This is a genomic window from Variovorax sp. V35 (genome assembly GCF_041154465.1).
Classification (GTDB): domain Bacteria; phylum Pseudomonadota; class Gammaproteobacteria; order Burkholderiales; family Burkholderiaceae_C; genus Variovorax; species Variovorax boronicumulans.
The window spans coordinates 5,256,442-5,271,164 of the sequence record NZ_AP028666.1 but is presented as its reverse complement, the minus strand read 5'-3'; the positions used below and the strand labels follow the sequence as shown (position 1 = coordinate 5,271,164).

Here is a 14,723-nt window from a genome sequence, read left to right as displayed (position 1 = left end):
TGAGTGGTCATTTCTAGCCAGGCCGCAGAGTGCCGGCCGCTGTGTTTCCTGGTGATTGCAAACCATAGCACGCGGCGTGGGAAATCCCTCGTACGTGCATTCCAAAGGCATTTTACGAAATTTGGGCAGCCGTCAAAAAAATTCTTGACACTCGTCAAGTCGATTCCTAGCATGGCCGCTCCATCTCATACACATATCCACAGGAGACAAGTGATGGCCAAGTTCGACTTGACGGGGCGCAAGGCCCTGGTGACGGGTGGTGCGCGCGGCATCGGCGCGGGCATCGCACAGGCACTGGCGCAAGCGGGTGCGTCGGTGATGATCGGCGACGTGCTCGCCGATTTGGGCAAGGAGACTGCACAGCGGCTCTCCGCCGAAGGGGCGAAGGTGGGCTTCGTCCCGCTCGACGTCACGAAGGACGGCGACTGGGCCTCTGCCACCGAGGCCACGGTGAAGGCGCTGGGTGGTTTCGACATCCTGGTCAACAACGCCGGCATCGAGATCACCTCGCTGGTGGTCGATGTCGACGGCGACGACCTGCGCCGCATGCTCGACGTGAACGTGGCCGGCACGCTGCTGGGCATGAAGCACGCCTTTCGCGCCATGCGCCCCGGCGGCAGCGCGGGCGGCGGCGGGGCGGTGGTCAACATCGCGTCGGTCGCGGCCACCATCGCCTTTCCCGCCATCGCCGGCTACTCGGCGACCAAGTCGGCGGTCGACCGCGCCACGCGCGTGGCGGCCATGGAGTCCGGCAAGCTGGGCTACGGCGTGCGCGTCAACTGCATCTACCCCGGCCTCGTGCCCACCGACATGGGCATGAAGCTCGCCAACGACATCGTGGCCGCGGGGCTCGCGCCCAGCGTCGAGGCCGCCGTGGGCGATGTCATCGGCCAGACGCCGCTGGGCCGCCTCGGCGAGATCGGCGACATGGCCGACGTGGTGGTCTTCCTCTGCTCCGACGCCGCCCGGTTCATCACCGGCGCGGGCCTCGCGGTGGACGGCGGCATGGGCATGTGAGCGATCAACAAGGAGCAAGAAACATGAGCAGCAAGAAGAAACCCGTCATCGTCTACGGCGCCTCCGGCTACACCGGGCGCCTGGTCTGCGAGTACCTGCGCGAGTACCACATCCCCTTCATCGCAGCAGGCCGCAGCGCAGAGAAGCTCGAAGCGGCGATGAAGTCGAACGTGCCCGGCATCGAGACCGCCGACTACGAAGTGGTCGAGGTCGCGCACACGGTCGAGGCGCTCACCGAGCTCTTCACCGGCGCCTCGGTCGTGCTCAACACGGTGGGCCCGTTCGCCAAGTTCGGTCCCGAGGTGGTCGATGCCTGCCTGGCCGCCGGCTGCCACTACACCGACACCACCGGTGAACAAGACTGGCTCATCACGCTCGACCAGAAATACGGTGCCAAGTTCGCGGCGGCCGGCCTGCTGCTGTCGCCCGGCCTGGCGCAGATGTACACCACCGGCGAAATCGCGGCGCAGCTGTGCCTGGAAACGCCCGGCCTGGACACGCTCGACATCGCCGTGTTCTGGGGCGGCAGCCCGACCATCGCGTCGACGCAGACCATCCTGGTGAACGCGGCCACGTCCAAGGCCTTCTACCTGGAGCAGAACCAGTACGTCGAATGGCAGCCCGACGCGGGCCTGTACCACCTGTCGATTCCCGGCCAGCATGAAGCCGCGCTGGCATTGCCCTGGGGCGGCACCTCGCACCCGGTGTGGTTCAAGCGCGACCCGCGCGTGGCCAACGTGAAGGTGCTCGGCGGCGTCTTCAACAAGCCGCTGATGCTGGGCGTGCCGCAGATCGTGGCCGCCGCGCTCAAGGCCACCGAAGGCATGAACGACGAAGACCGCTATGCCGCGCTGGCCCAGACGGCCGCGGGCGTGATGAACACCATGCCGCCGCGCGAGAACCCGCGCATCAACAAGTCGGTCGATTCGGTGCATGCCTCCGGTCCGCTGGGGCGCGCGCATTGCGTGATCTTCGGCAACTGCAACTACAAGCAGACCGGCCTGCTGCAGGCCTACGCAGCGGCTTCGCTGCTGCAGCAGGCCCCGCGCCGCGCCGGCTTTGCCTCGGGCTGCCAGGCCTTCGGGCACCGCGAGCTGCTGGGCGCGCTGCGCAGCTTCGGGCTGGTGCAGGAACCCGTGCTCACGCGGATGGGCTGACGCGCATGCGCCTCGTCGACTACCTCGACAAAGGCGCCCAGCAGGGCGCCGATTCGCCGTGCCTCACCATGGGCGACGCCGACCTGAGCTACGGCCAGGTGCAACGCATCAGCTGGCGCGTGGCGCGCGGCCTGCAGCGCGCGGGCATCCAGCCCGGGGACAAGGTGGCGGTGCTCTCGAGCAACGACGCCCTGGCCTTCGCCACGGTGTTCGGCATCTCGCGCGCCGGTGGCGTGTGGTGCCCGATCAACCCGCGCAACGAGGCCAGCGAGAACGCCTTCGTGCTCGATGCCTTCGATTGCGCCTGCCTCGTGTTCCACAGCAACTACGCGCCCATGGTCGAGCAGATGCGCGCGCAGCTGCCGAAACTGAAGGCGCTGGTGTGCCTCGACCAGCGGCAGGCCTTCGCGCCAGCCATGGACGAGTGGCTCGACGGGCTGGACGATGCGCCGATCGACATCGCACCGCCCGACGACGTGGCCATGATCGCCGGCACCGGCGGCACCACCGGCCAGCCCAAGGGCGTGATGCTCTCGGGTGGCAACCTGGAGGCCATGTCGGCGCTGACCCTCATGGGCTATCCCTTCGAGGGCCGGCCCGTGTACCTGGCGCTCGCGCCGCTCACGCACGCGGCCGGCGTGCTGTGCCTGCCGGTGATGGCGCTGGGCGGGCGCGTGGTCATCATGCCCAAGCCCGACCTGAGCGAGTTCCTCGCGCTCATCGAGCGCCGGCGCGTCACCCACACCTTCCTGCCGCCGACGCTGATCTACATGCTGCTGCAGCACCCGGACCTGGCGCAGACGAAGCGCGACTCGCTGCAGTGCTTCTGGTACGGTGCCGCGCCCATGTCGGCCGCGCGGCTCGAAGAAGCGCTCGACAAGATCGGCCCCGTCATGGCCCAGCTCTTCGGCCAGACCGAGGCGCCGATGATGGTCTCGATGATGCCGCCGCGCGCCCACTTCAATGCCGATGGCTCTGTGGCGCGCCAGCGCCTGGCCTCGGCGGGGCGGCCCGGGCCGCTGGTGCAGGTCGGCATCATGAACGGCGAGGGCGCCTTGCTGCCCACGGGCGAAAGCGGCGAGATCGTGGTGCGCGGCTCGCTCGTGATGCGCGGCTACTACAAGGACCCGAAGGCCACGCAGGAGGCCTCGCGCCACGGCTGGCACCACACGGGCGACATTGGCTACCTCGACGGCGACGGCTTCCTGTACATCGTCGACCGCGCGAAGGACATGATCATTTCGGGCGGCTTCAACGTCTACTCCGCCGAGGTGGAGCAGGTGCTGATGCAGCATCCCGACGTGCAGGACAGCGCCGTCGTCGGCCTGCCCGACGAGAAGTGGGGCGAGCGCGTGGTGGCCGTGCTGCAGCTGCATGCGGGCCGCAGCGTGGACGCCGAGGCGATCAAGACTTTCGTCAAGTCGCGCATCGGCAGCGTGAAGGCGCCCAAGCAGGTCGAGGTGTGGGCCGACCTGCCGCGCTCCAAGGTCGGCAAGGTGCTCAAGAAGGAAGTGCGGGCGTCGCTGCTGCAGAAGCTGTCGTCACCCTGATTCAGTCGCGCTGGTAGTGCCCCTGGTGCGTCTGGCGCAGCTCGAACTTCTGGATCTTGCCCGTCGAGGTCATCGGCAGCGCGGGCAGGAAGACGATGTCCTTGGGCACCTCGAAGCCGCCGAGGTGTTCCTTGCAGTGCGCCGTGAGCGTGGCTTCCGAGAACTCTGCCGGCGCATCGGGCCGGCGCGTGACGAAGGCCGTGATGGCCTCGCCCCAGCGCTCGTGCGGCAGGCCGACCACTGCCGCGTTCAGCACGGCCGGGTGGCGCAGCAGCACCTCCTCGACCTTGAGCGAGGGCACGTTCTCGCCGCCCGACTTGACCATGTCCTTGAGCCGGTCGAGAAAGATCAGCTGTCCGTCGTCGTCCAGCTTGCCCAGGTCGCCCGAGTGGTGCCAGCCGAAGCGCTGCGCGTGCGCCGTGGCCTGTGGGTCCTTGTAGTAGCCGAGCATCACGTTCGGTCCGCGAAAGACGATCTCGCCGACCTGGTTCGGCGCCAGCAGCTCGCCCTCGTCGCCCATCACCGCGACCTCGTTCACCAGGGTGCCCACGCCCCAGTACGAGCCGAAGCGCTCGCGCTGCTGGTGCGTTTCGAAGATGGTGGCGCCGGGGTACATCTCGGTCTGCCCCGAGGCCAGCGCGAAGTTCGGGCACAGCGCATCGAGCAGGCGCAGCAGCAGCGTGCGCGACATCGGCGCCATCGCATACACGCACAGCCGCAGGCTCGACAGGTCGCGCGACTCGCGCTGCGGGTGCGCCAGCAGCGCGCCGTACATCATGGGCAGCCCGACCGTCACGGTGATCCTGTGGCGCTCGATGGCGGCGAGCATCGCGCCGGGGTCGAAGCCACGCAGGATGACGTTCGTGCCGCCCACCGCGAGCGCCGACATCAGCACCGTGTGCTGCCCGCAATGAAACAGCGGCAGCACATTGCTCCACACGTCGTGGTGCGCGGGGCCGCCGCCCCATTCGAGCATGTTGCTCTGGAGCACCGAGTGCACCGAGGCGTGCGAATGCATCACGCCCTTCTGCCGGCCGGTGGTGCCGCTGGTGTACATGATGAGCGCGAGCTGGTTGGTGTCGATGGCCACGTCGGGCAGCGTGGCGGGGCCCTGCGCGATGGCCTGCGCCACGGTGGGCACGCCGGGCGGCGGCGTGTCGCCGTCGAGCACGCACAGCAGCGGCGAGACACCCGCTGTGTCGAGCAGCTGGCGCAGTTCGGGTTTGGCGTGCAGCACGGTGTCGATCACGAGGTGCCGCACCTCGGCGTGTTCGAGGATGTAGCCGATGGCGTCGACCGCGAGCGCCGTGTTGATCGGCACCCACACCAGCCCGGCCTTCTGGATGCCGAGCAGCGCGACCACCATCTCGATCGAGTTGTTGCACAGCATGGCCACGCGCTCGCCGCTGGCCAGGCCCAGGCCCAGCAGGTGGTGCGCGAAGCGGTTCGATGCGGCGTCGAGCTCGCTGTAGCTCATGCGGTGCTCGCCTTCGATGAGCGCGGTGCGCGCGCCGAAGCGCCGCGTGCTGCGGTGGATCACGTCGCCCAGCGCGATGCGGGCGATGCGTTGGAAGGAGGAGGGCGTGGGCTCGGGGCGGGCGGCGGGCATGGGGGCGTGTCTCCGGTCGTTGGGGGTGCTCGATCGGAGCGCAGACTAAGACCGGCACCGCCTGCCGGTCTTGCGAAGAGTGGCTATGCGGCGCCGGCCGCCCGCCGGGGCCGCGTCAGAAGCGGGCCTTGAGGAAGGCCGAGGGCCCCTGCAGCCGCACCTTGAGGCGCGAATCGGCGAAGCCGCCTTCGCGCGTGAGGTCAATGTTGGTCACGCCATACGACAGCACCAGGCCCACGTTCTTCACCGGGAACCACTCCACGCCGGCTGCGGCGTTGTAGATGTTGCCGTGGAAGCGGCCGCTGCTTTTCCACACGCCCGAGGCGTCGGCGAACAACCGAAGGTCGGGCGTGATCGCGTGGCGCACGCCGACCTCGAGCAGGGGCGCGATGGCGTTATCGCTCGAGCGCTCGCTGACCGAGCGCACCTGTCCGTTCACGCCGACCAGCGCGCTGGCACCGAGCGTCGCGCGGTAGTAGGCCGCGCCGGCGCCCAGCCCGAAGACGGTGTTGCCCGAACCGAGCCACCACTTGTAGGCGAGCTTGGCGAAGTCCAGCTGGGCCGAGAGGTTCGCGTTGCCGATGGCGCTCAGCGAGCCCAAGCTGCCGAACGAGGTATTGCCGGCCACCTGCCCTTCGTAGTCGCGCTTGTAGCGGTAGTAGTCGAAAGACAGGCCCTGGCTGTCGCCGATCAGCACATCGGCCGAGATGCGCGGCATGGTCACGCGCCCCGGCTTGAGCTCGTTCGAGCGCAGCACGCCATAGGGGGTTTCGACCGAGGCGCTGAACTTGGGGTCGGCACTGAAGGCCCCCACCGAGAAGCTGAAACGGTCCAGCGCCGGGGAGGGCTCGGCCGCAGCAAAGGGCGCGAAGCAAAGAAGGCAGAGGGCGCCGGTTCCGGCCAGGGCGCCCAGGGCGCCGAATCTCGCGGTCCGGTCGAACGGACGCGAACGAAGCAACAGCATGAAAGAAATCCTTCGGGTGAAAGATGCCTCGGGCATGTGCATGGCGCGATGCCTCCGGGCTGAGGCTCCCTGAAACCGCATCACCTTAGTGACGCGGCACCGCGCTGCGCATGCGCCGTTGGCCGATGTGCCTGTAGGAAATTGCCGATCGCGCGCCGATGCATGCCGCGGCGCTACAGTCCGCCCATGCGCGAACACCTTTCCACCACCACCGGTCCCCAACGTCTTCTCTACGGGGCCGCGGCGGCCGTCGCGGTGGCGCTCGTGCCCTGGCCGATGGGCCTCACGGCGCGCGCGCTGGCCGGCTGGTGCGCGGGCGTGGCGGTGTACCAGGTGCTCAGCTGGTGGCTGGCCGAGACCTTCGATGCCCAGCGCACGCGCGAGCGCGCACAGCAGCTGGACCAGCCCAACGTCGTGATCCTGGTGTCGATGCTGGTGGCAGTGGGCGTGAGCGTGGTCGCCATCGCGATGCTGCTGCAGCAGGTGCGCCAGCTCAGCGGCTGGGCGCGCGGCGCGCACGTGGCGCTGGGGCTGGTGGCGCTGGCGGGCTCGTGGCTGATGATGCACACGATCTACGCCTTTCACTACGCGCACCGCTACTACATCGACCGCAAGGACAGCGCCTCCGACGGCGGGCTCGACTTTCCGGGCAAGGAAGCACCCGACTACTTCGACTTCATGTACTACGCCTACGTGATCGGCATGACCTCGCAGGTGTCGGACGTGCAGGCCACCTCGCACGAGATGCGGCGCATCACGCTGGTCCACAGCGTGCTTGCCTTCGCCTTCAACATGCTCGTGCTGGCCCTGTCCGTGAACGTGGTGGCCGGCGTGGTTTGAAGAAAACTCAGCCCGCGGCCTTGCGCAGCGACGGCAGCTTGACGATGCCGGTCGACAACGCCACGCCGCACACGATCACGAAGGCGCAGATCAGCATCCACTGCGTGATCTGCTCGCCGAGGAACACGGCGCCGTAGAACAGCGCGAACACCGGCACGAGGAAGGTCACGGTGAGGGCGCGGGCCGGGCCGGCGCGCTCGATGAGCCGGAAGAACAGGATGTAGGCCACGCCCGTGCAGGCGATGCCCAGGGCCAGCAGCGCCAGCCAGGCGCGCAGGCTGGGCATCTGCGCGGGCCAGAGCCAGATCGCGGGCAGCGCGAGGAACAGGCTGGCGCCGATCTGGCTGCCCGTGGCCGTGGTCAGCGCGGGCACGCCGGACAGGTGGCGCCGCGTGGCGCTGGCCGAGATGCCGTAGCACAGGCAGGCCGCCAGGCAGGCCAGCACGGCCCACAGCGCGGCATGGTTGCTGGCGCCGGCATGCAGGCCGGCGCTGCGGCTGGCGAGCATCGCGACGCCCGCGAAACCGATCACCAGGCCGACGAGGCGCGAGCCGTTCGGCCGCTCGCGGAACCAGGCCCAGGCCACCAGCGCGCCGAACATCGGCGTGGTGGCGTTGAGCACCGCCGCCAGGCCGGTGTTGATGGTCAGCAGCGCGAAGCAGAACAGCGCGAAGGGCATGCCCGAGTTGAAGATGCCGACCGTGAGGCTGGCCTTCCAGTGCTTCGCGATCGACGGCCCCTGGCCGCGCAGCAGCGCGATCGGCAGAAGGAACAGCGCCGCGATGGCCACGCGCACGGCGGCCGTCGGCAGCGCGCCGAACTCCGCCGCGCCGATGCGCATGAACAGGAAAGAGGCGCCCCACAGCGCGCCCAGAAGCACGAGATCGACGAGCCACGCCTTGGGCGCGAGCGCGGCGGGGGCGGGCGAAGGCGAGGGGGCGACGGTGCTGTTGTTGTTCGTTGTGGTCATGCGTCTCTTTGGGGATTGGCGCGGCGCCACATCGAGGGGATGTGGCGCTGCGCCATGGGCGGTGTTTTCTTCTGTCTTACTTGCCGGTCTCGAGTTCGAGCAAGGCCGTCTTGCGCTCGAGCCCGCCAGCGTAACCGGTCAGCGAGCCGTCTGCACCCAGCACGCGGTGGCAGGGCACGATCACGCTGATCGGGTTGCGCCCGACCGCCGCGCCGACCGCGCGCACCGCGGCCGGGTTGCCCACGCGCTGGCTCAGCGCGCCGTAGGTCGTGGTCTCGCCGGCCGGGATGGCCAGCAGCGCCTGCCACACGCCCTGCTGGAAGGCGGTGCCGTGCGACAGGTCGAGCTGCATGTCGAAGTGGCTGCGGCGGCCCGCGAAGTAGTCGCGCAGCTGCGCGGCGGCCTCGACCAGCGCGGGGTGGTCGTCCTTGGTCTGCCAGCCCGTGGTGTCGGGCCAGTGGCGCTGGTGGTCGAACCAGACGCCGGCCAGGCCCTGGTCGGTGGCGGCCATCGTGACGCCGCCCAGCGGCGTGTCGGTGTGCGAGGTGTAGATGACGGTGCGTTTGAATTTCATGGTCTTTCAGGCACGGGGCCTGCCGTTGCGAGGTCGGAAGAAGTGGCGGTCGGCGCGGCGGCCGGTGCCGGTTCGGCGGGCGCGGGCGGCGTGTGCCAGGCCCGCAGCACCGCGTAGCTGCGCCAGGGGCGCCAGGCCTGCGAGGCCTCGCCCGCGGCGCGCGCGGTGGTCACGCCCAGCGCCTTCTGCAGGGCCACGTCGCCGGCGGGAAAGGCGTCGGGCCAGCGCAGCGCGCGCATCGCGATGTACTGCGCGGTCCAGGCGCCGATGCCGGGCAGTTCCTGCAGCGCCGCGAGGGTCGAGGGCACGTCGGCGCCCGCATGCAGCGCCAGCCGGCCCGAGGCCACTTCGCGCGCGATGGCCTGCAGCGCGGCCTGCCGCTGGCGCACGATGCCCAGCTGCCCGAGCGCGTCGCCGCTGGCCGCCGCCAGCGCGGCGGGCGTGGGGAACAGGCGGCTCAGGCCTTCGATGGGCGTGTCGATGGCGTCGCCGAAGGCCTCGACCAACCGCGAGCCCAGCGTGCGCGCCGCGGCCACGGTGATCTGCTGGCCCAGCACCGCCCGCACCGCGAGCTCGAAGCCGTCGACCGTGCCCGGCACGCGCAGCCCGTCGCCGTGCGGAAAGGCGGCATGCAGCGCGGCGTTGATGGCCATCGGCTCCGCGTCGAGGTCGAACAGCGCGCGTGCGCGGCTGATGACGATCGGCAGCACCGCGGCCAGCGAATCGCTCACGGCCAGCAGCACCTGCTCGCGTTCGAGGTCGAAGCGCAGCTGCAGCCAGCCGGCATGCGCCTGCCCGCCTTGTTGGACGCGCAGCGTGCGCGCCAGTCGCACGTAGGTGGGGGTGCTGCCCTTGGCGGGCTCCTTGCCGTCGGCGGCGTGCACGGTCTCGACGCCGCGCAGCGCGCGCCGTGCGAAGAAGCCGAGCATGGCGTTCGCGTCGTAGGGCGGGCGAAAGCCCAACCGCACTTCAATCGCCTTGCCTTCTCCGCCCTCGGTGCCGCCCGCGCGGCGCAGCGCGCTCGGGTTGAGCCCGTAGTGCTCCACGAAGGCTGCATTGAAGCGCCGCACGCTCGCGAAGCCGCTGGCCAGCGCCACCTGCGTCATCGGCAGGCGGGTGTCGGCGATGAGCTGCTTGGCGGCCAGCAGGCGGCGCGTCTGCAGGTACTGCAGCGGCGACACGCCGAACTGCGCCTCGAAGATGCGCCGCAGGTGGCGGTCGCTCACGCCCAGGCGGGCCGCGATCTGTGCCGCGCCGGGGCCTTCCTCGGACCAGGCATCGGGCTCGTCGATGAGCCGCGCCGCCTGCAGCGCCAGGATGCGCGAGGCATCTTCGGTCGACCAGCTGGCCGCGCGCGGTGCCAGTTCGGGCCGGCACCGCAAGCAAGGGCGAAAGCCCGCCGCTTCGGCCTGGGCCGCGTGGCGGAAGAAGCGGCAGTTCTCGCGCCGCGGCAGCTTCACGCGGCACACCGGCCGGCAGTAGATGCCGGTGGAGGTCACGGCCGTGAAGAACGAGCCGTCGAAGCGCGCGTCGTGCGTCTTCATCGCCAGGTAGCAGGCGTCGCTCTCGAGCACTTCGGAGGGGGCGTGGGCGGTAGACATGGGGAAATGATACGGTTTCGACTCGTTTCAACTGGCCGTTTTCGGACATCGATGTCTACAACGCGTTGCCTACAATGCCCGACTCCGAACCAACAGTGACCCCGCCCTTCATGCAGCTCAGCGCATCGATCTTCAAGGCCTATGACATCCGTGGCGTCGTGCCCCTCAGTCTCGATGTCGAAGTGGCCGAGGCGCTGGGCCGTGCCTTCGGCAGCGCAGCACGCGCGGCCGGCGAGACCGCGGTGGCCGTGGGCCGCGACGGCCGCCTGTCGGGCCCGGCGCTGGTGGACGCGCTGATCGACGGCCTGGTCGCCACCGGCGTCGAGGTGATCGACATCGGCGCGGTCACGACCCCGATGCTGTACTTCGCGGCCCACACGCTGTGCACCAGCGGCATCCAGGTCACGGGCAGCCACAACCCGAAGGACTACAACGGCTTCAAGATGGTGCTGGCCGGCCGCGCGATCTACGGCGACGAGATCCAGGGCCTGCGCAAGACCATGGAAGACGGCAGCGCCACGCTGGCCCCCGGCGGCAGCGTGCGCAAGGTCGACGTGACCGACGCCTACGTGCAGCGCATCGTGGGCGACATTAAGCTCGCACGCCCCATGAAGATCGTGGTCGATTCGGGCAACGGCATCGCGGGTGCGACCGCGCCGGCCATCTTCCGCGCCATCGGTTGCGACGTGGTCGAGCTGTTCAGCGAGGTCGACGGCAACTTCCCCAACCACCACCCCGATCCGAGCAAGCCCGACAACCTCCGGGACCTGATGGCCGAACTGGCCAAGGGCCAGGCCGAGCTGGGCCTGGCTTTCGACGGCGACGGCGACCGGCTGGGCATCGTCACGAAGGACGGCCAGAACATCTTCCCCGACCGCCAGATGCAGCTCTTTGCGCAGGACGTGCTCTCGCGCGTGCCCGGCGGCACCATCGTCTACGACGTGAAGTGCTCGCAGCGCCTGGCGCCGGCCATCGTGGCCGCGGGCGGCACGCCGATGATCTACAAGACCGGCCATTCGCTCATCAAGGCGAAGATGAAGGAAATCGATTCGCCGCTGGGCGGCGAGATGAGCGGCCACATCTTCTTCAAGGAGCGCTGGTACGGCTTCGACGACGGCACCTACGCCGGCTGCCGCCTGCTCGAGATCCTGAGCAAGCACCCGGACGCGAACGCCGTGCTCAATGCGCTGCCCACCAGCTTCTCGACCCCTGAACTGAACGTCGCCTGCGCCGAAGGCGAGCCGCACGCGCTGGTCGCCCAGCTCGTGCAGAACGCGCGCTTCGACGCGCCCGCCCAGGTCTCGACCATCGACGGCCTGCGCGTGGACTGGCCCGATGGATTCGGGCTGATCCGCGCTTCCAATACCACCCCCGTGCTGGTGCTGCGCTTCGAAGGCCAGACCGAGGCGGCGCTCCAACGCATCGAGACCGAGATGCTTGCGGTGCTGCGAACGGTCAAGCCCGACGCCACGCTGGCCGCTGCTGCCCACTGAAGAACCTGTGCGTTCCCTGCTGCTTCGCCTCTACGGCGTCTTCACCACCGCCGTCCAACCGCTGGTCCGCCGCAAGCTGCGCCGCCGCGCCATCGCCGAGCCCGGCTATGCCGTGGCCGTCGAGGAGCGCTTCGGCCACTACGACGACGCCACCACCGGCTTTGCCCAGTGCTGGGTGCATGCCGTCTCGCTGGGCGAGACGCGCGCCGCCGCCATCCTGATCGCCGAACTGCGGCGCCAGTACCCGGGCATTCCGATCCTGCTCACGCACGGCACCGCCACGGGCCGCGAAGAGGGCGCCAAGCTGCTCGAGCCCGGCGACACGCAGGTCTGGCAGCCGTGGGACACGCCGGGCGCCGTCGCCCGCTTTCTCGACCGCTTCCAGCCGCGCATCGGCGTGCTGATGGAAACCGAGGTCTGGCCCGAGATGGCCGCCGCCTGCGCCGAGCGCCGCATTCCGCTGGTGCTGGCCAATGCGCGGCTCAACGAGAAATCGCGCGCCGCGGCCGAACGGCTCAGCGGGCTGGCGCGGCCGGCGTACTCGGCGCTCGCCGCCGTCTGGGCGCAGACCGAGGCCGACGCGCACCGGCTGGTGTCGCTGGGCGCCAAGGTGGCCGGGATCTACGGCAACCTCAAGTTCGACGCCACGCCCGACGCGCGGCAACTGGCCACGGCCGTGTCGCTGCGCGAGCACCTGCCCCGGCCGATGGTCGTGCTGGCCAGCTCGCGCGACGGTGAGGAGCGGCTGCTGCTGGAGGTGCTCAAGCGCTTCGGCGCCACCTCGCCGGTGCCGCCCGAGCAGGGCGCGATCCGCTCGATCGCCAAGCGCGTGCACGACGTGCAATGGATGATCGTGCCGCGCCATCCGCAGCGTTTCGACGAAGTGGCGGCGCTCATTGAGGCCGAAGGCTTCGCGGTGGCGCGCCGCAGCGCGGCCGGCCAGCCGGCCGAGGCCGAGATCTGGCTCGGCGATTCGCTGGGCGAGATGGCGCTGTACTACGGCCTGGCCGACGTGGCCTTGCTCGGCGGCAGCTTCGAGCCCCTGGGCGGACAGAACCTCATCGAGCCGGCGGCCTGCGGCTGCCCGGTGGTCATGGGCCCCTCGACCTTCAACTTTGCCGAGGCGGCGCAGCTGTCGCTCGCGGCGGGCGCGTCGCTGCGCGTCGAGGGCATGGAGCAGGCCGTGACGGCCGCGCTCAAGCTGGTCGAGAACCCCGAGCGTCGTGCGGTGATGGCGCAGGCCGCGTTGGCGTTTTCGTCGTCGAACCGCGGTGCAGCCGAACGGACGGCGGCGGCGGTGCTGGCGATTGCGCAGGCGGCGGAGCCGGTGACGACACCTGTGGCCGGCGACGACGGCGCGCCGCCCGAAGCGGCGCGGGCCGAGCCCACGCTGGATTGAGCGGCCCGTTGCCGGGTCAGCGCACCGGCGGATTCAGGATCACCGGCGGCGGCGGTGCCGACGGCATCGTCGGCGCGGGCGGGTTGAACGGCTGCACCGGCACCGGCGGCACCACCGGAATGGCCGGCGGCGTCACGGGCACCACAGGCGCGCCCGTCGTCGCGGCAGGCACTGCAGGTGTGCTGCCATTGCGTGCCAGCGTCGCGTTGATCGCGTTCATGTCGTCGGTGGTCAGCGTGCCGTTGGCCTGGCGCAGCTTCAGGTTGCCCAGCAGCACGTTGTAGCGCGCCTGCGCGAGGTCGCGCTTGGTCTGGAACAGCTGGCTCTGCGAGTTGAGCACGTCGATGTTGATGCGCACGCCCACCTGGTAGCCCAGCTTGTTGGCGTCGAGCGCGCTCTGGCTGGAGGACTCGGCCGCTTCGAGCGCCTTCACCTGCCCCGCACCCGACACCAGCCCGAGGTAGGCCGCGCGCGTGGCCTGCGCCACGCTGCGGCGCGTGCCCTCGAGCACGCTGCGCGACTGGTCTTCGAGGGCCAGCGTTTCCTTGATGCGGTTCTCGGTGGCAAAGCCCGCGAACAGCGGCAGGTTGAAGGTGACACCGACCGTGGCGGCGTTGACGCGCGTGCCCACGGTGCTGGTGCTGGTGCCGGTCGGGTTGCGCGTGACGTTGTAGCCCAGGTTGGCATCGAGCGTGGGCTTGTGGCCGGCCTGCGCCTTCTGCACCTCGAGCCCGGCCACGTCCAGGCCCAGGCGCGCCTGGCGGATCGCCGGATGCACCTCGTCGGCCTGCGCCACCCAGGCGTTGATGTCGGCGGGCTGCGCGGTCGGCAGCACGACCGGCGCGGCCAGCGGCACGGGCACGCTGCCCGGGCGGCCGACCAGCTGGTCGAGCACCACCTTCTTGACCTGCAGGTCGTTCTCGGCGGCGATTTCCTGGGCGATCACGAGGTCGTAGCGGGCCTGGGCCTCGCGCGAGTCGGTGATGGTGGAGGTGCCGACCTCGAAGTTGCGCTTGGCCGAGGCCAACTGCTCGGCCACGGCCACCTTCTGCGCGCGCACCAGGGCCAGGCTGTCCTGGCTGGCGAGCACGTCGAAGTAGGCCTGGCTCACGCGCACGATGAGGTCCTGCTCGGCGATGGTGAGCACCGCCTGCGCCACTTCGGCCTGGCGCTTGCCCTGCTCGTAGGCGGCCCAGTTGGCGGGGCGGTACAGCGGCTGCGTGGCGTTGATGCCGACGTTCTGCGTGGTGAAGTCGCGCGAGGCGCTGCTGCCGCGGCCGGTGCCGGTCAGGGTGTCGATGTCCAGGTTGCTGCGGTTCACGCCCGCGGTGAGCCCGACGGCCGGCAGGATGCCCGCCTTGGCCTGCGCGGCGCGCGCCAGGTTGGCCTCGTACTGGGCCCGCGCGCCCTGGTAGGTGGCATCGAAGCCGCGCGCGGAATCGTAGAGTTCGTTCAGTGTCTGGCCCTGGGCCGGCAGTGCGAGCAGGCTCGCAATGGCGCTTGCGAGGGCTGCGGAAAGAGGCAGAAGCCGGGGCCTGGGAGGCATTGA

General features: G+C 70.0%; 12 protein-coding genes. 6 read left to right on the top strand and 6 right to left on the bottom strand.

Annotated features, from left to right (window positions below; genetic code table 11):
- Positions 1 to 213: 213 nt before the first annotated feature.
- Genes ACAM42_RS24245 through ACAM42_RS24235 form a run of 3 tightly spaced genes read left to right on the top strand, consistent with a single transcriptional unit; the run spans position 214 to position 3,724 of the window.
- The gene (locus tag ACAM42_RS24245) at positions 214 to 1,017 is read left to right on the top strand and encodes an SDR family NAD(P)-dependent oxidoreductase (RefSeq protein WP_369629680.1); all 804 of its coding nucleotides are present in this window, start codon (positions 214 to 216) and stop codon (positions 1,015 to 1,017) included.
- A gap of 23 nt (positions 1,018 to 1,040) precedes the next feature.
- Positions 1,041 to 2,174 carry a DUF5938 domain-containing protein gene (locus tag ACAM42_RS24240; RefSeq protein ID WP_062469831.1) on the top strand — a complete coding sequence of 378 codons (1,134 nt, stop codon included), beginning with the start codon at positions 1,041 to 1,043 and terminating at the stop codon, positions 2,172 to 2,174.
- Between the two features lie 5 nt (positions 2,175 to 2,179).
- Positions 2,180 to 3,724, top strand: coding sequence for a long-chain fatty acid--CoA ligase (locus tag ACAM42_RS24235; RefSeq protein ID WP_369629679.1), 1,545 nt, complete (start codon positions 2,180 to 2,182; stop codon positions 3,722 to 3,724).
- Between the two features lies 1 nt (position 3,725).
- Here ACAM42_RS24235 and ACAM42_RS24230 read toward each other — a convergent pair whose 3' ends face one another.
- Both ACAM42_RS24230 and ACAM42_RS24225 read right to left on the bottom strand, forming a co-directional pair.
- Positions 3,726 to 5,333, bottom strand: coding sequence for a class I adenylate-forming enzyme family protein (locus tag ACAM42_RS24230; protein WP_369629678.1), 1,608 nt, complete (start codon positions 5,331 to 5,333; stop codon positions 3,726 to 3,728).
- A gap of 115 nt (positions 5,334 to 5,448) precedes the next feature.
- Positions 5,449 to 6,297, bottom strand: coding sequence for a hypothetical protein (locus ACAM42_RS24225; protein WP_369629677.1), 849 nt, complete (start codon positions 6,295 to 6,297; stop codon positions 5,449 to 5,451).
- 186 nt (positions 6,298 to 6,483) lie between these two features.
- Here ACAM42_RS24225 and ACAM42_RS24220 point away from each other — a divergent pair, with 186 nt between their 5' ends.
- Positions 6,484 to 7,137, top strand: coding sequence for a DUF1345 domain-containing protein (locus ACAM42_RS24220; RefSeq protein WP_070062606.1), 654 nt, complete (start codon positions 6,484 to 6,486; stop codon positions 7,135 to 7,137).
- A 7-nt stretch (positions 7,138 to 7,144) separates the two neighbouring features.
- On the opposite strand, the gene ACAM42_RS24215 is transcribed toward ACAM42_RS24220, so the two are convergent.
- From ACAM42_RS24215 to ACAM42_RS24205, 3 genes are all read right to left on the bottom strand, one after another.
- Positions 7,145 to 8,107, bottom strand: coding sequence for a DMT family transporter (locus tag ACAM42_RS24215; RefSeq protein ID WP_369629676.1), 963 nt, complete (start codon positions 8,105 to 8,107; stop codon positions 7,145 to 7,147).
- A gap of 76 nt (positions 8,108 to 8,183) precedes the next feature.
- On the bottom strand, positions 8,184 to 8,681 hold the full coding sequence (locus ACAM42_RS24210) for a methylated-DNA--[protein]-cysteine S-methyltransferase (RefSeq protein ID WP_062469816.1): 498 nt from the start codon (positions 8,679 to 8,681) through the stop codon (positions 8,184 to 8,186).
- Positions 8,678 to 10,282, bottom strand: a complete 1,605-nt coding sequence (locus ACAM42_RS24205) for a DNA-3-methyladenine glycosylase 2 family protein (RefSeq protein ID WP_369629675.1) — start codon at positions 10,280 to 10,282, stop codon at positions 8,678 to 8,680. The genes ACAM42_RS24210 and ACAM42_RS24205 overlap by 4 nt, the downstream gene beginning before the upstream one ends.
- A 110-nt stretch (positions 10,283 to 10,392) precedes the next feature.
- On the opposite strand from ACAM42_RS24205, the gene ACAM42_RS24200 reads away from it, so the two are divergent.
- Entirely contained in the window at positions 10,393 to 11,775 is a 1,383-nt protein-coding gene (locus ACAM42_RS24200) for a phosphomannomutase/phosphoglucomutase (RefSeq protein ID WP_369629674.1), read from the top strand.
- 7 nt (positions 11,776 to 11,782) lie between these two features.
- Complete coding sequence (locus ACAM42_RS24195) at positions 11,783 to 13,174, top strand: 3-deoxy-D-manno-octulosonic acid transferase (RefSeq protein WP_369629673.1); 1,392 nt, start codon at positions 11,783 to 11,785, stop codon at positions 13,172 to 13,174.
- 16 nt (positions 13,175 to 13,190) lie between these two features.
- Here ACAM42_RS24195 and ACAM42_RS24190 read toward each other — a convergent pair whose 3' ends face one another.
- Positions 13,191 to 14,720: a TolC family outer membrane protein gene (locus ACAM42_RS24190; RefSeq protein ID WP_369629672.1), complete on the bottom strand. Its 1,530-nt coding sequence runs from the start codon at positions 14,718 to 14,720 to the stop codon at positions 13,191 to 13,193.
- Positions 14,721 to 14,723 lie beyond the last annotated feature (3 nt).